The sequence below is a fragment of the Streptomyces montanus genome (assembly GCF_005786655.1).
GTDB lineage: Bacteria > Actinomycetota > Actinomycetes > Streptomycetales > Streptomycetaceae > Streptomyces > Streptomyces sporangiiformans.
The window spans coordinates 19,202-37,342 of the sequence record NZ_VBZC01000052.1 but is presented as its reverse complement, the minus strand read 5'-3'; the positions used below and the strand labels follow the sequence as shown (position 1 = coordinate 37,342).

14 protein-coding genes and 2 pseudogenes are annotated in these 18,141 nt (G+C 68.4%); 8 read left to right on the top strand and 8 right to left on the bottom strand.

The annotated features are described in order from the left end of the window. Nucleotides 1–361 precede the first annotated feature (361 nt). Entirely contained in the window at nucleotides 362–2,254 is a 1,893-nt protein-coding gene (locus FE633_RS35070) for a CYTH domain-containing protein (protein WP_138049213.1), read from the top strand. 24 nt (nucleotides 2,255–2,278) lie between these two features. On the opposite strand, the pseudogene FE633_RS48835 reads toward FE633_RS35070, so the two are convergent. Continuing rightward, nucleotides 2,279–2,433: pseudogene (locus tag FE633_RS48835) on the bottom strand (replication initiator); the annotation flags it as partial. 124 nt (nucleotides 2,434–2,557) lie between these two features. On the opposite strand from FE633_RS48835, the gene rlmN reads away from it, so the two are divergent. The 5 genes from rlmN (at nucleotide 2,558) to FE633_RS35040 (ending at nucleotide 8,576) form a co-directional block, all read left to right on the top strand. Next, nucleotides 2,558–3,664, top strand: a complete 1,107-nt coding sequence (gene rlmN / locus FE633_RS35060) for a dual-specificity RNA methyltransferase RlmN (protein WP_138049212.1) — start codon at nucleotides 2,558–2,560, stop codon at nucleotides 3,662–3,664. A gap of 263 nt (nucleotides 3,665–3,927) precedes the next feature. Then, entirely contained in the window at nucleotides 3,928–5,013 is a 1,086-nt protein-coding gene (locus tag FE633_RS35055) for a thiamine ABC transporter substrate-binding protein (protein ID WP_138049211.1), read from the top strand. A gap of 74 nt (nucleotides 5,014–5,087) precedes the next feature. Continuing rightward, on the top strand, nucleotides 5,088–6,728 hold the full coding sequence (locus FE633_RS35050) for an ABC transporter permease (protein ID WP_138049244.1): 1,641 nt from the start codon (nucleotides 5,088–5,090) through the stop codon (nucleotides 6,726–6,728). A 2-nt stretch (nucleotides 6,729–6,730) separates the two neighbouring features. Further along, complete coding sequence (locus FE633_RS35045; protein ID WP_138049210.1) at nucleotides 6,731–7,762, top strand: ABC transporter ATP-binding protein; 1,032 nt, start codon at nucleotides 6,731–6,733, stop codon at nucleotides 7,760–7,762. 10 nt (nucleotides 7,763–7,772) lie between these two features. Next, complete coding sequence (locus tag FE633_RS35040; RefSeq protein ID WP_138049209.1) at nucleotides 7,773–8,576, top strand: maleylpyruvate isomerase family mycothiol-dependent enzyme; 804 nt, start codon at nucleotides 7,773–7,775, stop codon at nucleotides 8,574–8,576. 122 nt (nucleotides 8,577–8,698) lie between these two features. Here FE633_RS35040 and FE633_RS35035 read toward each other — a convergent pair whose 3' ends face one another. The 7 genes from FE633_RS35035 to FE633_RS34995 all read right to left on the bottom strand — a co-directional run bounded on the left by FE633_RS35035 (nucleotide 8,699) and on the right by FE633_RS34995 (nucleotide 15,988). After that, a complete protein-coding gene (locus FE633_RS35035) occupies nucleotides 8,699–9,379 on the bottom strand; it encodes an LAETG motif-containing sortase-dependent surface protein (protein ID WP_138049208.1) in 681 nt (226 codons plus the stop codon). A gap of 186 nt (nucleotides 9,380–9,565) precedes the next feature. Then, entirely contained in the window at nucleotides 9,566–10,699 is a 1,134-nt protein-coding gene (locus tag FE633_RS35030; protein ID WP_138049207.1) for an LOG family protein, read from the bottom strand. Nucleotides 10,700–10,735: 36 nt separating this feature from the next. Next, complete coding sequence (locus tag FE633_RS35025; protein ID WP_138049206.1) at nucleotides 10,736–11,143, bottom strand: VOC family protein; 408 nt, start codon at nucleotides 11,141–11,143, stop codon at nucleotides 10,736–10,738. A gap of 134 nt (nucleotides 11,144–11,277) precedes the next feature. Continuing rightward, on the bottom strand, nucleotides 11,278–13,116 hold the full coding sequence (locus FE633_RS48830; RefSeq protein ID WP_246113973.1) for a hypothetical protein: 1,839 nt from the start codon (nucleotides 13,114–13,116) through the stop codon (nucleotides 11,278–11,280). Then, on the bottom strand, nucleotides 13,098–13,835 hold the full coding sequence (locus FE633_RS35005; RefSeq protein ID WP_138049205.1) for an ABC transporter ATP-binding protein: 738 nt from the start codon (nucleotides 13,833–13,835) through the stop codon (nucleotides 13,098–13,100). The genes FE633_RS48830 and FE633_RS35005 overlap by 19 nt, the downstream gene beginning before the upstream one ends. Before the next feature lie 270 nt (nucleotides 13,836–14,105). Continuing rightward, complete coding sequence (locus tag FE633_RS35000; protein ID WP_138049204.1) at nucleotides 14,106–15,488, bottom strand: aspartate aminotransferase family protein; 1,383 nt, start codon at nucleotides 15,486–15,488, stop codon at nucleotides 14,106–14,108. Then, nucleotides 15,473–15,988, bottom strand: a complete 516-nt coding sequence (locus tag FE633_RS34995; protein WP_171060242.1) for an Lrp/AsnC family transcriptional regulator — start codon at nucleotides 15,986–15,988, stop codon at nucleotides 15,473–15,475. The genes FE633_RS35000 and FE633_RS34995 overlap by 16 nt, the downstream gene beginning before the upstream one ends. 164 nt (nucleotides 15,989–16,152) lie before the next feature. Between FE633_RS34995 and FE633_RS34990 the strand changes: the two genes are divergently transcribed. Together FE633_RS34990 and FE633_RS34985 are read left to right on the top strand one after the other, a co-directional pair. Continuing rightward, complete coding sequence (locus FE633_RS34990; RefSeq protein ID WP_138049202.1) at nucleotides 16,153–17,589, top strand: gamma-aminobutyraldehyde dehydrogenase; 1,437 nt, start codon at nucleotides 16,153–16,155, stop codon at nucleotides 17,587–17,589. A 107-nt stretch (nucleotides 17,590–17,696) separates the two neighbouring features. Continuing rightward, nucleotides 17,697–18,125: pseudogene (locus FE633_RS34985) on the top strand (HXXEE domain-containing protein); the annotation flags it as partial. Nucleotides 18,126–18,141: the final 16 nt, after the last annotated feature.

Below are 18,141 nucleotides of genomic sequence, written 5' to 3'. Positions count from 1 at the left end.
CGAGATGTGGTCTGGTCCTCGTCGTACTCCCAGCAGCGACCTCCATGACGTCGGACAAGGGGCTGACGACGACAAGGGACGCCCCGTGAGGACGGCCCTCCCCGGGCTGGGACACCGGTCCACAGGAGCGCAGCTTTTGACCCGCTCACCGCCATGGCTCCGTGGCCAGTGGTCGCACGTGTGTTTCGTCCTGTCATACCCGCAGGGCTCGGCGGGAGCGCTAATGCCGGACTGCTGAGACTTCAACGAGGCGACATGGAACGTGTGTCCGATTAATTCGAGATCTTGGATCAAGTGTTTACGGAAAGGTCACTCGGGGGTAGGGTAAATTCTCTTGCTCGGTCACGCTCGGGGGAGATCAGTGGCGATCGAAATCGAACAGAAGTTTGAAGTCTCAATCGGACTCATTTCGAGCATCAGTGAGAGTTTGCGGAACGATCCCACGCTGGGGAACTTCACCCTCTCGTACGCGAGAAAAGTGACAAACTTTGACACGTATTTTGACGTCAGTGGGCAGATCGCTTCGCGTGAGTGGTCTTTGCGTGTGAGGGAAAAGTCTGCTGGGGCATTTTCTGTGGCCTTGAAGCGTCCGCGTTCGGGAGTCGGCGGGAGCGCCGCTATTCATCGGGAGGAGCTGGAAAACCCGGCGGATGGCTCTCTGGCTGAAGTTCTCACCACTATTGTGGACATCCTGAAGGACGAGAACATCATTTCCGCCCCCTCTGTTGCCATAGAAACCCTCATTCATCGTGGCGGAATTGCCGCTGCGTTGCGCGAACTCGGACTGATCAATGCCTATCCAGTGAAAACGACCCGAGACATCTGGGTGGTGGCCGACGCGAACGGAGACATTGCGGAGCTCGTTGTCGACGAAACCGAGTATCTAGATGCTTCTGAGGGGAGTGTACGGGAAGGGCGGATTGAAGTAGAGATCTCTGATGCAGTGAATGCGAATAAGCTCACTGAGGTATCTCGCTGCCTGGGTCGCAGGTTCAATATCCGTGAAGTTCATACCTCTAAATTCCAGCAAGCTCTGGTTCATCACGCCTCGCGACATCTTCGGGATAAACTTGAGGCAAAGGTAACCCTGGGCGATGTTTCAGATTATGAAACGCTTCTCGCGCAAATTGATGCGTCCAGTGAGTTCGTTCGTGGATATCAATTCCATCGATCTGCGGACAGGCGCATCTTTGATACTTATTTCGATACGAAGAAACATGAACTCTTCAGGCGAGGCTGGTACTTGCGCCTGCGCCGTGAAGGGGAATCCAAGCAACTGACCTTCCGCAGGCTGAAGGAGCGCGGGGAGCAGCGATACGGCCTGGTGATGCAGCAAGAAATCGTCGTGCAACCGTCCAGTGACATGAACGAGGCATGGTCTGCGATCCAGAACTGGCTAGCGCCAGTTCGAGGTGCTTCGCGGTCGACACCGCCGGCTGATTTTTCTCGTCTTGAAGCATCGCTTGCCGCATCGGGTCTCCATAACAGTCTGGAAGTGGATGTGACGAGAACATCCTGGATTGTTGACCGTGCCGATGTCAGGTCGTCTGATCTCAGAAACCGTATTGCAAAAGTCAAGTATGACAGGGTCGCTTTCCGGCGTCCAAGTCAAACGACAGCGCTGTCTCACTTTGAGTTTGAAGTAACTGGCGTTGAAGACGAAGATGCCGCCCCCAACACCTTGAGGCGTGATTCATATCAGGCCTTCTTGGGTGACTTTCTGGAGGTTTGTGTAGACAAGACGAATGGCGGGCAGGTTGATAAGCGCACGAGTGCCAAGTATTTTCACGGCCTGACGGAGCTGGGCATTGTCAAGAAGAAGCCTGAGTGGCTGACCGACGGCAGGCTGGAGCTGCAAATACTGGCCCGCGAGAGTGCGCCAGAAGCAGTGCAGTCCCGCAACTGGGGACTGATGCGTTTCTGGAGTGCTCTCGCGACGCTGACAGCGGGATTGTTTGCACTCAGTGCAGGTCAGGGTGACGGCCTCCTGACAGGTGGTTCCACCAGCATCATCTCGATAACAATGCAGACTCTTGGATTCTTTGCGCTGGTTCTGGGTTCCTTCTTCCTGTTCAAGGATCCACCAGGCCCGGTCTCCCGTGCGCGCAGATTGGTGATCATTGTGTGCACGGTGATGGCTGCGGTCGTTATTACGATTCCATTCATGGGGCGGGGTAACGCCGCAGATGCAACTGCTTTTCTCGGCCTCTTGCCACTCGTGATTTCGCTGTCAAGGAATGGGATGCGAGGTTGAGTCAGCTGGCGCGGAGGGCCTCTGGGCGACGGTGTGCGTGGTTGCCTCCGGGGCGTCGTCGGGATGGGTAGGCCGAGCACGGCACGTTGCTGGGCCGCGCGGTAGCCGACGCGGACCTGGCGCAGGGCGCCGAGGGCGGTGGAGTAGCGGCGGGACTTGGTGGAGAAGTGGCCGCGGAAGCGTGCCTGGGGTGATCGGTGACGGCCGGTGACGGCCGGTGATGGTCGGTGACGACCACTGACGCCAGTCGTCCGGATCGCCAATCGCAGGTCGCACGAATCGATCTGCCACACTGGGACGGCCATGCCTAAGCCCGGAGAACTCACATTCGTCGCCCCCCGCGGAGCCAAGAAGCCCCCGCGCCACCTTGCCGATCTGTCGCCCGCTGAGCGCAAGGAAGCCGTTGCCGCGATCGGGGAGAAGCCGTTTCGTGCGAAGCAGCTGTCGCAGCACTACTTCGCGCGGTTCGCTCACGAGCCGGAGCAGTGGACCGACATCCCCGCCGGTTCGCGTGCCAAGCTCCAGGACGCGCTGCTTCCCGAGCTGATGACAGTCGTGCGGCATCTGTCCACCGACCAGGACACGACGCGCAAGACCCTGTGGCGGCTGTTCGACGGGACGCTCGTCGAGTCCGTGCTGATGCGCTACCCGGACCGGGTGACGATGTGCATCAGCTCGCAGGCGGGGTGTGGGATGAACTGCCCCTTCTGCGCCACCGGACAGGCCGGTCTCGACCGGAATCTGTCGACCGCCGAGATCGTGCACCAGATCGTCGACGGCATGCGGGCGCTGCGGGACGGCGAGATTCCCGGTGGTCCCGCGCGGCTCAGCAACATCGTGTTCATGGGCATGGGTGAGCCGCTCGCCAACTACAAGCGCGTGGTCGGAGCGATACGCGCGCTCACCGACCCCGAGCCGGACGGGCTCGGCCTGTCCCAGCGGGGCATCACCGTGTCGACCGTCGGGCTGGTCCCGGCCATCCACCGGTTCGCCGACGAGGGCTTCAAGTGCCGGCTCGCCATCTCGCTGCACGCGCCGGACGACGAGCTGCGCGACACCCTCGTCCCCGTCAACACACGGTGGAAGGTGCGCGAGGTCCTCGACGCCGGGTGGGAGTACGCGGCCAGGTCGGGGCGTCGGCTGTCCATCGAGTACGCGCTGATCCGGGACATCAACGACCAGGCGTGGCGCGGCGACCGCCTCGGGCGGCTGCTGAAGGGCAGGCCGGTGCACGTCAACCTGATTCCGCTGAACCCGACGCCCGGCTCGAAGTGGACCGCCTCCCGGCCCGAGGACGAGAAGGCCTTCGTCGAGGCGATCGCGGCGCACGGCGTGCCGGTCACCGTCCGGGACACCCGTGGCCAGGAGATCGACGGGGCATGCGGGCAGCTCGCGGCCACCGAGCGGTAGCGCCGGCTCTCTCAGCGGCCACCACTCGGTGGTCGCGAGGTGCGGCGCTGTAGTCTGAGCCCTGTACGTACACCTTCATATTCCGACAGGGGAGCGCCACAGCGCTGAGAGTGCGGTAGCGGACCGCAGACCCTCTGAACCTTGCCCAGGTCATTCTGGGTAGGAAGTTCGGTCATCACTCAAGCTGTTGCACCCTGCCCGGGAACTGTCAGAGGCTCCCGGGCAGGGCCGCGTCTCTTCCTGGTCACCCCAGGAGGAATTCAGTGAGCACCACCAAGAAGATCACGGCCGTGGCCGTAGGCCTGGGACTCGTCACGCTGTCCGCCTGCGGGTCGTCCGAGTCCGGCTCCGGCGACACGAGCGCCGACTCCAAGACCGTGACCCTCGTCAGCCATGACTCCTTCGCCGCGTCCAAGAGCGTGATCAAGGACTTCGAGAAGCAGTCCGGATACAAGGTGAAGGTCCTCAAGGACGGCGACGCCGGGCAGGCCGTGAACAAGGCGATCCTCACCAAGGACAACCCGCAGGGCGATGTCTTCTTCGGCGTCGACAACACCCTGTTGTCCAGGGCGCTCGACAACGGGCTGTTCCAGTCGTACGAGGCCAAGGGCACCGACCTGATCCTGCCGAAGTACCGGGTCGACCAGGACAAGCACCGGGTCACGCCCATCGACACCGGTGACATCTGCGTCAACTACGACAAGTCCTACTTCAGCAAGCACAAGCTGACGCCGCCGCAGTCCTTCGACGATCTGCTCAAGCCCGAGTACAAGAACCTCCTCGTCACCGAGAACGCCGCCACCTCCTCTCCCGGCCTCGGCTTCCTGCTCGGCAGCGCCGCGAAGTACGGCGACGACGGCTGGCCGGACTACTGGAAGAAGCTGAAGGCCAACGGCGTGAAGGTCGTCGACGGCTGGGAGCAGGCGTACAACGAGGAGTTCTCCGGATCGGCCGGCGGCAAGAAGGCGGGCGGTGACCGGCCGCTGGTCGTCTCCTACGCCTCGTCCCCGCCCGCCGAGGTCGTCTTCGCCGACCCGAAGCCGAAGACCGCGCCCACCGGCGTCGCGGCCGGCACCTGCTTCCGGCAGATCGAGTACGCGGGCCTGCTGAGCAACGCCGAGAACGAGAAGGGTGGCAAGGCACTCCTCGACTTCCTGCTCTCCAAGACGTTCCAGGACGACATGCCGCTCAACATGTTCGTGTACCCGGTCCGGGAGGGCGCCCAGGTGCCCCACGAGTTCGTGAAGTTCGGCCCCCAGGCCGAGGCCCCCGAGACCCTGCCCCCCGCCAAGATCGCCGACAACCGTGACCAGTGGGTCAAGTCGTGGAACTCGCTCGTACTGAAGTAGCCGAAGCAGCCGAAGCAGCCCCCAAGCGGCAGGCGGTCCCCCAGGGGCGCGGGAGCGCGGCGCGGCTCGGGCTCATGGTCCTGCCCGTCGCGTTCTTCGCGGTCTTCTTCGCCTATCCCGTCACCGCGATCGTGGCCCGCGGTCTCAAGGTCGAAGGCGCCTGGCAGTTCGGGCGGATCGGCGAGGTGCTGGCCCAGCCCGACATCCGGCACGTCCTGTGGTTCACGACCTGGCAGGCGCTCGCCTCGACCGCGCTCACGCTGCTGATCGCGCTCCCCGGCGCGTACGTCTTCGCGCGCTTCGACTTCCCGGGCAAGCAGGTGCTGCGGGCCGTCGTCACCGTCCCGTTCGTGCTCCCGACGGTCGTCGTGGGGACCGCCTTCCTGGCTTTGGTAGGGCGCGGGGGACTCCTTGACGAGCTGTGGGACGTACGACTGGACACCACCGTCTGGGCCATCCTGCTCGCGCACATCTTCTTCAACTACGCGGTCGTCGTACGCACCGTCGGCGGCCTCTGGTCCCAGCTCGACCCCCGCCAGGAGGAGGCCGCGCGCGTGCTGGGCGCCTCGCGGTTCGCGGCCTGGCGCAAGGTGACCCTCCCGGCCCTCGGCCCCGCGGTCGCCGCTGCCGCACTCATGGTCTTCCTCTTCACCTTCAGCTCCTTCGGTGTGGTGCAGATCCTGGGCGGACCCACCTTCTCCACCCTCGAAGTCGAGATCTACCGGCAGACCTCGGAGATCTTCGACCTCTCCACGGCCGCCGTGCTCACCATGATCCAGTTCGTGGCCGTGGGGGCGGTTCTCGCCGTCCACGCGTGGACGGTACGCCGCCGGGAGACCACTCTGCGTCTCGTGGCCGCCTCCGTGACCGCGCGACGGCCGCGCGGAGCCGGGCAGTGGGCGCTGCTCGCCGCCGTCCTCGGCACCGTCGCCGTACTGCTGGTGCTGCCGCTGGCCGTGCTGGTCCAACGCTCGCTGGACACACCCGGATTCGGGTACTACAAGGCGCTGACCGACGACGACAGCGGCGTCTTCCTCGTGGCGCCGATCGAGGCCGTCGGCAACTCACTGGAGTACGCCCTCGCGGCCACCGCCCTCGCCCTCCTGATCGGTGGACTCGCGGCCGCCGCCCTGGCCCGGCGCCCTCAGGCTCCCGGCTCCGATCGAGCAGGGAGGACCCCCGTCGCGGGCCGTCTCCTACGGGGCTTCGACGCCCTGCTCATGCTCCCGCTCGGCGTCTCCGCCGTGACCGTGGGCTTCGGCTTCCTCATCGCGCTCGACGAGCCGCCGCTGGACCTCAGAAGCAGCTGGATCCTGGTGCCGCTCGCCCAGGCGCTGGTCGGCGTCCCCTTCGTCGTACGGACCATGCTGCCCGTCCTCAGGGCGGTGGACGCACGGCTGCGTGAGGCGGCGGCCGTGCTCGGGGCCTCGCCGTGGCGGGTGTGGCGCGAGGTCGATCTGCCGATGGTGCGGCGGGCGCTGCTGATCGCGGCCGGATTCGCCTTCGCCGTGTCGCTCGGCGAGTTCGGCGCCACCGTCTTCATCGCACGGCCCGACAACCCGACCCTGCCGGTGGCCGTGGCCCGGCTGCTCGGGCGCGCGGGCGAGCTCAACTACGGTCAGGCGATGGCCCTTTCAACGATCTTGATGGTGGTGTGCGCGGTGGCGTTGCTCCTTCTGGAACGCGTGCGCACCGACCGGACGGGGGAGTTCTGACCATGCTCAAGCTGGATGCGGCGACCGTACGGTTCGGGGCGCGGGCCGCGCTCGACGCCGTCGGCCTCGACGTCGCCGAACACGAGATCGTGTGCGTGCTCGGGCCCAGCGGCAGCGGCAAGTCGACGCTGCTGCGGGCCGTGGCGGGCCTGCAGCCGCTCGACTCCGGGCGGGTGTTCCTGGACGGCCGCGACCTCGGCGGGGTGCCCGCGCACAAGAGGGGCGTCGGCCTGATGTTCCAGGACCACCAGCTGTTCCCGCAGCGCGACGTGGGCGGCAATGTGGCCTTCGGGTTGCGGATGCACGGCGTGTCGAAGGCCGAACAGGACGCTCGCGTACGGGAGTTGCTGGAGCTGGTCGGACTGCCGGGAGCCGCGTCCAGGGCGATCGCCTCCCTCTCCGGAGGCGAGCAGCAGCGCGTCGCACTCGCCCGTGCGCTGGCCCCGCGCCCCCGCCTGCTCATGCTCGATGAACCGCTCGGCCAGCTCGACCGCTCCCTGCGCGAGCGACTCGTCGTCGAACTCCGTGAGCTCTTCGACGAGTTGGGCACGACCGTGCTCGCGGTCACCCATGACCAGGGCGAGGCGTTCGCGCTCGCCGACCGGGTCGTGGTGATGCGCGACGGGCGGATCGCCCAGTCCGGTACGCCGCTTGAGGTGTGGCAGCGGCCGGCGGACGAGTTCGTGGCGCGCTTCCTCGGCTTCGACAACGTGGTCGGGGCGAGCGTCAGCGGGGAGTTCGCGGACACGCCGTGGGGGAAGGTTCCGGCACCCGCGGGGTCCGAGCAGGGCGAGGGCACGCTGCTCATCAGGCCCGCGGGGGTACGGCTCGTGCCCGCAGGGGAGGGGCTGCGCTGCACGGTGGCCGCGCGCACGTTCCGGGGCACCCATGTCTCCGTACATCTGCAGCCGGAGGATGCGCCGCGCCTGGAGGCGGCGTGTGCGCTGAGGGAGGCGCCGGAGCCGGGGGACGAGGTCGCGGTGGTGTTCGACGCCGCCGAAATTGTCGTGCTCGACGGGGAGCCGTCCACCTAGGGTTCCGAGCATGACGCAACTCGGACATGAGCGCTACTGCGATGAAATCGTCGCGCAGACCGACCTGTTGAGGCAGCACCTGCACGGCGCCGACCTCGCGGTGACCGTGCCGACCTGTCCGGAGTGGACTCTGCGGGAACTCGCCGAGCATGTCGGCCGCGCACACCGCTGGGTCGAGCACATCGTCCGGACACGAGCGACGGAGGAGGTCCCCGAATCGAAGGCGTTCGGCTTCGAGGGGCCGAAGGACGGAGATCCCGGCGTTCCCGCCGCGCTCGACGCCTGGCTGGCGGAGGGCGCCGCGCAGACCGCCGGGACGCTGCGCGCCGCGGGGCCCGACGCCGCCGCATGGACCTGGGCCTGGGATCGGACGGCCGGTTTCTGGGCGCGGCGCATGACGCTGGAGACGGTGATCCACCGGGCGGACGCGGCGATCGCGGCACGCGCGCGCTACGAGGTCGCGCCGGACCTGGCCGCCGACGCCGTCGACGAGTGGCTGCAGATCGTCCGGTTCGTCCAGGAGGCGATGCCCCAGGACTCGGACGTGCAGGAGCTGCGCGGGTCGGGCCGCAGCATTCACCTCCACGCCACCGACGCCGAGCCCGGCCTGAACGCCGAGTGGCTCATCGAGTTCGACGACAAGGGCGTCGACTGGCGCCGCGGCCACGAAAAAGCGACCGTCGCGCTGCGCGGGCCGCTCACCGAGGTCCTGCTCGGCTTCTACCGCAGACTTCCACTGGACGGTGGTCAGTTGGAGGTACGGGGAGAGCGGGAGCTGCTGGAGTTCTGGCTGGAGCGGGCCACCTTCGGGTGACCACCTTGGGCCTCAGGGCGGCGGCTCACCTTCGGTGACGGCTGCGGCCCGCGCCCCCGCACGGACACGTCCGTGCGGGGGCGCGGGCCTGTGACAACCGAGCGCTACTCAGCGGTCAGCGGTCAGCGGTCGTCCGACGCGCCACGACGGCGCAGTGCGAACACCAGGGCGCCGCCGGCCACGACGAGCGCGGCCGCGATACCGGCGATGGGTCCGGCGTTGGAACTCGCCCCCGTCTCGGCGAGGTTGGAGTCATCGGCCGCGGGCGACGGAGCGTTGTTCCCGGCGGGTGCGGGGGAGGTGCTCTCCGACTCCGACGGCGTCGGCTTCTTCGAGGGAGTCTCGGCAGGCGTCCGCGAGGGCGTCGGGGTGGCCGGAGGAGCCGGCGTGTCCGAGGACTCGCACGCCTCGGCCGGCGTCGTCAGGCTCGGCTCGATGTCCTCGTCGACCTGGTTCCCGGCCTTGACGTGGATGCGGTACGTCGCGTTCGGCTGCCAGTCCTCGGTGAAGTCGATGGTCACGCCCTCGCGGGAGCCCTTGACCTCCTGGCTGCCGATGAGCTTTCCTTCCGCGCCGTCCGACTCGAGGTAGACGGTGACGGTGGCCGGGACCCCGGTGGGGTCCTTGTCGGTCACGCTGATGACGCCCTTGTCGCCATCGCACTTGGCGAGGGCCGAGAACTCACTGATGTCGCAGGCCAGTGCGTTGCCCGCGGCACCGAGCGCCAGCGCGGCCGAGGCGGCGGCAACACCGAGAACGCGCACGGTACGTGGGGTACGACGAGATCGACGAGATATGGACACGATTGCCCTTCACGGGGTGCACAACTGAGGGGGGTGGGGGTGCGGGGAGCACTGTGATCACAGCACTCCCGGACGCCCCACAGGTTTATGGGGCGCCGTCACTCCCTGTCAATCTGTGTGTCCGTCTTGACCGTTGGCTTTAGCTGACGTTTGCCAGAGGGGCCGGAGCGGTGGCCGTTGTCGCCGTCAGCGCGCGGTCGCCCCGGCCAGTCGGGCCAGTGCCTCCGGGGCCTCCTCGACCCGGTCGACGAGGGCGATCCGCGGCTCCATCGAGCGGTCCCTGGCCAGTGACTGGAGCAGCGGCCAGACCGGCAGCCGCTCGGTCCAGTGGACGCGGTCGACCAGGACCATGGGGGTGGGTTCGCCGCGCGACTCGTAGTAGTTCGGGGTCGCGTTGTCGAAGACCTCCTGTACGGTCCCGGCGGCGCCCGGCAGGAAGACGACACCCGCGTTCGAGCGGGCCAACAGACCGTCCTCGCGGGTCGCGTTGGCGAAGTACTTGGCGATGTGGCCGGCGAAGGCGTTCGGCGGCTCGTGGCCGTAGAACCAGGTGGGGATCCCGACCGAGTCCCCGCCGCCCGGCCAGCGGTCGCGCAGGTCGAGGGCGGCGGTCGCCCACTCGGTGACCGAGGGCGTGAACGACGGGGCCTTGGCGATGAGCCGGCATGCCTCGGTGAGCATCTCGTCGTCGAAGACCGAGGCGTACGCGCCGAGGTTCGCCGCCTCCATCGCGCCCGGCCCGCCGCCGGTGGCGACGGTGAACCCGGCACGGGCCAGTGAGCGGCCGAGCCGGGCGGCACCCTCGTAGGCCTCCGTGCCGCGCGCCAAGGCGTGCCCGCCCATCACGCCCACCACCCGTGCCCCCACGAGGAGTTCGTCGAGGGCGTCCGAGACGGCGTCGTCGTGGATCGCGCGGAGCATCGACGCGAAGATGTCGCCGTCCGTCTTGGTCTGCTGGAACCAGGCGTATGTGAGGGCGTCCGGCGTCGCCTCGTAGCCCCGCTCGGCGATTGACTCGAAGAGTTCGCCGGGCGTGTAGAGCAGTCCGCGGTACGGGTCGAAGGGCAGGCCGGGTACGGGCGGGAAGACCAGCGCTCCGGTGGCCCTGATCCGGGCCGCGGCGTCCGGATCCATCGGGCAGCCGAGGAAGACGGCGCCCGCGGTGTCCACGGAGAGCAGTTCTGGCGTGCGGTCCGTCAGGTCGACGGCCTGTATGCGGTGTTGGGCGAGAGATCCGCGCGACGAGACGACCTCGTCGAACTCGGCGAGGGACTCGATCTCGCGGTCAAGGGAAGCGATGGAGGCGGGTGTCGGCTGCACCCGCCCATCGTAGGGAGCACCCGGTAAGGGACGCGTTCAGCCCTGGACAGCCGCCGGGTCCATCCACATGACCTCCCAGGTGTGGCCGTCCGGGTCGTCGAAGGCCCGGCCGTACATGAATCCGTGGTCCTGGGTCTCGCCGGTCGCCGAGCCGCCCGAGGCGATCGCCTTGTCGACCAGCTCGTCCACCTTCTCGCGGCTCTCCGCGCTCAGACACAGCAGCACCTCGCTGGTCTTCGTCGAGTCGGCGATCTCCTTCTTCGTGAAGTCCGCGTAGCGCTGCTTGGTCATGATCATCGCGACGATCGTGTCGCTGATGACCACGCTCGCGCAGTGCTCGTCGGAGAACTGAGGGTTGATCGCGTAGCCGAGCTCGGTGAAGAACTTCTTGGAGGCGTCGAGGTTGTTCACGGCGAGGTTCACGAAGATCATCTGCTGATACATCTCAGGTCTCTCCCTTGGGCGGTGATGTGCTGTTCGTGGGGGTAGACCAGGGGCTCGCACGAAACTCATCGGCCACGGCCAACATTTTTCGTACGAGATCGCCGTGCGGTGCTCGTAGGGCTGTTTGCGCGGGATCAGCCGGCCAGAGGCAGTGCCGCGAGCTCCCCGACAGCCAAGGTCAGCGGACCGAGGACGGCGAGCAGCGCGCCCGCGCGCAGTGCGGCCGCGCCGCGCAGCATCGCGGTGGGTGCGCCGAGGCGCAGCAGGGCTTGTGTGGTGTCGGAGCGTGCGTACCTGGCTTCCACGGCGGCGGTCAGAAGCGTCGCGACGGCGCATCCCGCGACGAGCAGCGCGCCCAGCGTGGTGAGCGGCCCGACGTCGGGGCGCGTGCTGGTGTAGAGCGTGGCCATGACGTACGCGCCCGAGGCCACCGCGCACACCACGCCGAGCGGTCGGCCGATGCGCCCTGCCTCCTCCATGAGCACACGCCCGGCGAGCAGCCGCAGCGCTCCGGGTCGCATCGCCTGGAGCAACCGGCCGCACAGGTGGGTGATCCCGGGCCCGACCAGTGCCAGACCGAGCGCGGTGAGCGCCCAGCCGACGAGCACGCCGACAGGGCCGCCCGTGAACACCTTGGACAGGGCGAGCCCGGGGACGGGCCCGGTACGGCTCGCGTACTCCCCGACGGCCAGCCCGGCCGCCAGCACCGCCATGCCCCAGGGGAGTCCATTGGGGGCGGGGAGAGGGGCAAGGATCTGCTGTGGGGTGACCGGTGGGTCCGCCTGGGCCTGGGCGCCGGCGTGCCCGGCGGTGCCGGAATCGCCGCGCTCGCCGAAGCCGTCCCGCACACCGGCCCGGGCGTCGGCCCCGTTGCGTGCGCCGCCGCTGCCCGGCTCACCCATGGCTCCGGATGCCGCGGACCTGCCGCGCCGACCGGATTCGCCGGGAGGGCCGGAGCCGTCGTGCGGGTCGGAGGCGCTGCTGATGCCGGGGGCGTCGTGCGTCCTGGAGCCGTAGTGCCAGTCGAACGGGGTGTGAACGCCGGAGGCGCCGCGTGCCCCCGCGTCGTGGGGTCCGGAGGCACTGTGTGCCTCGGGTTCCTCGTGTGAGCCGGAGACATCGCGGGTCCCGGAACCCTCGTGCGGTCCGGAGGCACCGCCCGTGCCCGAGCCGTCGCCCGCCCCCGGGCTCTCCTGCGTCCCCGAGCTGCCGCCCGTCCTCGATCCCTCGCGTGTGCCTGGGCCTTGGTCTGTCCCCGGGCCCTGGTGTGTTACCGAACCCTCGCCCGTCCCCGAACCTCCGTGTGCCCCCGAGCCCTCACCCTCTCCCGAGCCCTGATCCGTCCCCGAGCCCTCACCCGCCCCCGAGCCGGAAGCTCCGGCCACCCCGGTTCCGCCCCGTGCGCCGAGACGCGCGTACGAGCCGAAGAGGGTGCGCCCGCGCTGGAGGGGGGCCGGTTCCCCCGCGCGCGGGCGCAGCGTCACCGCGCTCGATGCCGACGCGGTGAGCGGCACCAGCGCGAGCAGCGTGAGGACGGCCGGAAGCGGCAGCGGCCGGCCGGCGGCGAGGAGTTCGGCGGCGTCGCCGTCGAAGGGGAAGCCGGTCAGGTCGCCGCGCAGATGGAGGAAGAAGAGCAGGGCGAGCATCGAGCCGAGCGTGCACGACACAGCGGTGGAGGTCGCGGCGAGGATCATCAGGCGGCCGGGACCGAGGCCGATCGCCGACAGGCCGGGCCGGGGGCGGGTGGCCGGGTCGGTGCGGGCGACCGCGACCGCGAGGTACACGGTGGCGGCGAGCGGCGCGACGCACCAGGCGAGCCGGACCAGGGCCGCGGCGGAGGCGTCCGGATGCCCCATCGCGAACCCCAGGGTGCACAGGAGGAGGAAGCCCGTGCCCGCCGACGCCGTGGCGACCAGGAGCCTGCGGAGCTGGACGGCGGGCCGGGCACCCCGGGCTAGGCGGAGAGCGAGCACGCGGCCCGGCCTTCCGTCTCGGCCACCGGGGGCAGGTGGACGGTTTTCACGCGCCGCCCGTCGAGCAGCGGCACCGCGCGGTCGGCGAGGGCAGCGGTGTCCGCGTCGTGCGTGGCCAGTACGACGGTGATGCCGTGCGAGCGGGCCGCCGTGGTGAGCGTACGCAGGGCGTGGGTGCGGTCGGCGCGGTGCAGCGCGGCGGTCGGCTCGTCCGCGAAGAGCACGGTGGGCGCGGGGGCCAGCGCGCGGGCGATGGCGACGCGCTGACGCTCGGCCTGGAGCAGCTCGTACGGGCGCTTGCGGGCGCAGCCGCCGATGTCGAGGCGCTCCAGCCACTCCACGGCGGTGGCCTTGGCCTGGCGGCGCCCGATGCCGCGCAGCATCAGGGGCAGTGCGGTGTTCTCCCAGGCGTTCAGCTCGGGCACGAGGACGGGCGCCGGGTCGATCCAGCCGAAGCAGTCGCGGCGCAGCCGTTCGCGGGTGAGCGGGCTCATGGTGTGCACGGGCTTGCTGTGGAACCAGACCTCGCCACGCTGCGGCACGAGCTGCCCGGACAGGCACTGGAGGAGGGTCGTCTTGCCGCTGCCGCGCGGGCCGCCGATGGCGAGAATCTCGCCCTCGCCGACTCCGATCGAGACGCCGCTGAGCGCGGGCGAGCCGTTGTGCTTGACGTGCAGGCCGTGTGCCCAGAGCACGTCGTTGTCCGGCGGAGCCACCATGGGCGTACACCTCGGTTCAGATCAGAAATGCCGTGCGGAGTCCCCCTCGGACGAGGGGAAGTCCCTCGTCCGGGGGAACGAAGGCAGGGCCGATCGGTCACAGGGCACGCTAGGTAGTCGGAGCGGGGAGGCCGGACAGTACGCGGCCCCGGGGCGCCCATTCTCACTCGAACGGGCGGCACCGGGGCCGGTGTTGATCACACAGTCAGCTCATCGGAGCCGTGTCGGTTCATCGAAGCCACGTCGGCTCGTCGGATCCCTTCGCGAAGATCACAGCCGCGTCCATGCCTCGGTCAGCACCTGGCGGACTATCGACTCGATCTCGTCGAACGTCGACTGGTCGGAGATCAGCGGCGGCGACAGCTGGATGACCGGGTCGCCGCGGTCGTCGGCGCGGCAGTAGAGGCCGTACTCGAAGAGCTTCTTGGAGACGAAGCCGTAGAGCACGCGCTCCGACTCCTCGTCCGTGAACGTCTCCTTGGTGGCCTTGTCCTTCACCAGCTCGATGCCGTAGAAGAAGCCGTTGCCGCGGACGTCGCCGACGATCGGCAGGTCGTGCAGCTTCTGCAGGGTCGTCAGGAACGCGCTCTCGTGGTCGAGCACGTGCTGGTTGAGCTTCTCGCGCTCGAACAGGTCGAGGTTGGCGAGACCGACCGCGGCCGACACCGGGTGTCCGCCGAAGGTGTAGCCGTGCAGGAAGGTGTTGTCGCCCTTGTAGAACGGCTCGGCGACGCGGTCCGAGACGATGCAGGCACCGATCGGGGAGTAGCCCGAGGTCATGCCCTTGGCGCAGGTGATCATGTCCGGGACGTAACCGAACTTGTCGCAGGCGAACATCGTGCCGAGGCGGCCGAAGGCGCAGATGACCTCGTCGGACACAAGCAGCACGTCGTACTGGTCGCAGATCTCGCGCACCCGCTGGAAGTAGCCGGGCGGCGGCGGGAAGCAGCCGCCCGCGTTCTGCACCGGCTCCAGGAAGACCGCCGCGACCGTCTCCGGGCCCTCGAAGAGGATCTGCTGCTCGATCTGGTCGGCGGCCCAGCGGCCGAAGGCCTCCGGGTCGTCGCCGTGGATCGGAGCGCGGTAGATGTTCGTGTTCGGGACCTTGTGCGCACCCGGCACCAGCGGCTCGAAGGGCGCCTTCAGGGCGGGCAGGCCGGTGATGGACAGGGCGCCCTGCGGGGTGCCGTGGTAGGCGACCGCCCGTGAGATGACCTTGTACTTGGTGTACTGCCCGCGCAGCTTCCAGTACTGCTTGGCGAGCTTCCAGGCCGTCTCGACCGCCTCGCCGCCGCCGGTGGTGAAGAAGACCTTGTTGAGGTCGCCCGGCGCGTGGTGGGCGAGACGTTCCGCCAGCTCCACCGCCTTCGGGTGGGCGTAGGACCACACCGGGAAGAACGCCAGCTCCTGCGCCTGCTTGAACGCCGTCTCCGCGAGCTCGGTGCGGCCGTGGCCCGCCTGGACCACGAACAGACCCGCGAGACCGTCGAGGTAGCGCTTGCCCTTGTCGTCGTAGATGTAGGTGCCCTCACCCCGGACGATGGTGGGGACGGGCGCGTTCTCGTACGAGGACATGCGGGTGAAGTGCATCCACAAGTGGTCGTACGCGGTCTTGCTGAGGTCCTTGGAAGTCACGGCTATCTGGTTCCCCACATATAGGTCTGCTTCTTGAGCTTGAGGTAGACGAAACTCTCGGTGGAGCGCACGCCGGGCAGGGTCCGGATGCGTTTGTTGATCACTTCGAGGAGGTGGTCGTCGTCCTCGCAGACGATCTCCACCATCAGGTCGAAGGAGCCAGCGGTGATCACGATGTACTCGACTTCCTGCATGGCCGACAGCGCGTCCGCGACGGGATCCAGGTCGCCGTCGACGTTGACGCCGAGCATCGCCTGACGCCGGAAGCCCACGGTGAGCGGGTCCGTGACGGCGACGATCTGCATCACGCCCTGGTCGAGCAGCTTCTGGACCCGCTGGCGCACGGCCGCCTCCGAGAGACCGACGGCCTTGCCGATCGCCGCGTACGGCCGGCGGCCGTCCTCCTGGAGCTGTTCGATGATGGCGAGGGAGACGGCATCCAGATGGGGCGTGCCGTTCCTGGACTCGCGGGAGTCCCTGGGGTCTGCGCTTCGACTGGCCACGCGGACACTGTGCACGAGGACTCGACAGTTCCGCAAGGCCCAATCGATGAAATTCGTTGTTTGTGCGGCTTCGGTTTGCGGATTTCGCAGAAGTGGCGGGATCTGGGGGGTTGAAAGCGTCGCGCCACGGACTAGGGTGGTTGTCTCAGCTATTGGACATCCGACAGGAGGGCCGGGCAGTGAGCACCGAGCTGCGTCGTCTGCGCAACTACATCGACGGAGAGTTCCGCGACGCCGCCGATGGACGGACCACAGAGGTGGTCAATCCCGCGACGGGCGAGGCGTATGCCACCGCGCCGCTGTCCGGGCAGGCGGATGTCGACGCCGCCATGGCTGCCGCGGCACAGGCCTTCCCGGCCTGGCGCGACATGATCCCGGCCGAGCGGCAGAAGGCCCTCCTCAAGATCGCGGACGCGTTCGAGGAGCGTGCCGAGGAGCTCATCGCCGCGGAGGTGGAGAACACGGGCAAGCCCACCGGCCTGACCCGCTCCGAGGAGATCCCGCCGATGATCGACCAGATCCGCTTCTTCGCGGGGGCGGCCCGGATGCTGGAGGGGCGCAGCGCCGGCGAGTACATGGAGGGCCTGACGTCGATCGTGCGCCGCGAGCCGGTCGGCGTCTGCGCGCAGGTCGCGCCCTGGAACTACCCGATGATGATGGCCGTGTGGAAGTTCGCCCCTGCGCTCGCCGCGGGCAACACGGTCGTGCTGAAGCCGTCGGACACGACTCCTGCCTCGACGGTCCTGATGGCCGAGATCATCGGCTCGGTCGTCCCCAAGGGCGTTTTCAACGTCATCTGCGGCGACCGTGACACCGGCCGGCTGATGGTCGAGCACCCGACGCCCGCGATGGCCTCGATCACCGGTTCCGTACGCGCCGGCATGCAGGTCGCCGAGTCGGCCTCCAAGGACGTCAAGCGCGTTCATCTGGAACTGGGCGGCAAGGCGCCGGTCGTGGTCTTCGAGGACACCGACATCGCCAAGGCCGTCGAGGACATCTCGGTCGCGGGCTTCTTCAACGCGGGCCAGGACTGTACGGCCGCCACCCGCGTCCTCGTCCATGAGTCCATCCACGACGAGTTCGTGACCGCGCTGGCCAAGGCCGCCGCCGACACGAAGACGGGGCAGCCGGACGACGAGGACGTGCTGTACGGGCCGCTGAACAACCCGAACCAGCTCGCCCAGGTCACCGGCTTCATCGACCGACTGCCCGCGCACGCCAAGGTCGAGGCAGGTGGCCACCGGGTCGGCGAGAAGGGCTTCTTCTACGCCCCGACCGTCGTCTCGGGCGTCAAGCAGGACGACGAGATCATCCAGAACGAGGTCTTCGGTCCGGTCATCACCGTCCAGCCCTTCACGGACGAGGCCCAGGCCGTCAACTACGCGAACGGTGTCGAGTACGCCCTCGCCTCCTCCGTCTGGACGAAGGACCACGCGCGCGCGATGCGCATGTCCAAGGCCCTCGACTTCGGCTGCGTGTGGATCAACACGCACATCCCGCTGGTCGCGGAGATGCCGCACGGCGGCTTCAAGAAGTCGGGTTACGGCAAGGACCTTTCGGCGTACGGCTTCGACGACTACACGCGGATCAAGCACGTGATGACGTCGCTGGACTGACGCGTCGACGCTTCCCGCGCGGAACGCGCCCCGGACGGGAGCAGGTGAACCGTCCGGGGTTCGCGAACGGCGGTACGTGGGAGCGGAGTTGTAGCAGAATCGCGATCATGAGGAACGCGCCCGGAGACGAACGGATCGGCGCCGCCGCCACCTTCGGGCTGCTGGGGGGTCTGGGCCTTGCACGACACGGAGGAACTCGTGGCCCTGCCACGGTGGTTGCGCCGTAACGTGCCCGTGCTGCGCGAGCGGTTTCCAGCCGTACCGGAGGCGGTGTGGCGCAGGGCCGAGTCGGTCGACGAGCGCGAGTTCGCCGTCGCCGTGGCGGTGATGGCGGCGATCGTCACCGCCGCGTCCACCGCGGGCCGGCTCACCGGGGGCCGCTCGGCCTTCTATCAGTCGGCGCTGAACGGCTTCGGACTGCACGGCCTGGTCCACCTCGCCCAGGCGGCCGCGGTGCGCGGCTACACCCCGGCTCCGCGACCTCACCGCTTCTGGTGATCCCGTTCACCCTCTGGGCCCGCGGCAAGCTGCGTCGCGTACTCGGCCGACGGT

Excerpts from the sequence above, each read along its gene's own strand:
- rlmN (WP_138049212.1), top strand. The coding sequence starts at position 2,558 with ATGCCTAAGCCCGGAGAACTCACATTCGTCGCCCCCCGCGGAGCCAAG.
- FE633_RS35050 (WP_138049244.1), top strand. The coding sequence starts at position 5,088 with ATGGTCCTGCCCGTCGCGTTCTTCGCGGTCTTCTTCGCCTATCCCGTC.
- FE633_RS35045 (WP_138049210.1), top strand. The coding sequence starts at position 6,731 with ATGCTCAAGCTGGATGCGGCGACCGTACGGTTCGGGGCGCGGGCCGCG.
- FE633_RS35040 (WP_138049209.1), top strand. The coding sequence starts at position 7,773 with ATGACGCAACTCGGACATGAGCGCTACTGCGATGAAATCGTCGCGCAG.
- FE633_RS35025 (WP_138049206.1), bottom strand. The coding sequence starts at position 11,143 with ATGTATCAGCAGATGATCTTCGTGAACCTCGCCGTGAACAACCTCGAC.
- FE633_RS35005 (WP_138049205.1), bottom strand. The coding sequence starts at position 13,835 with ATGGTGGCTCCGCCGGACAACGACGTGCTCTGGGCACACGGCCTGCAC.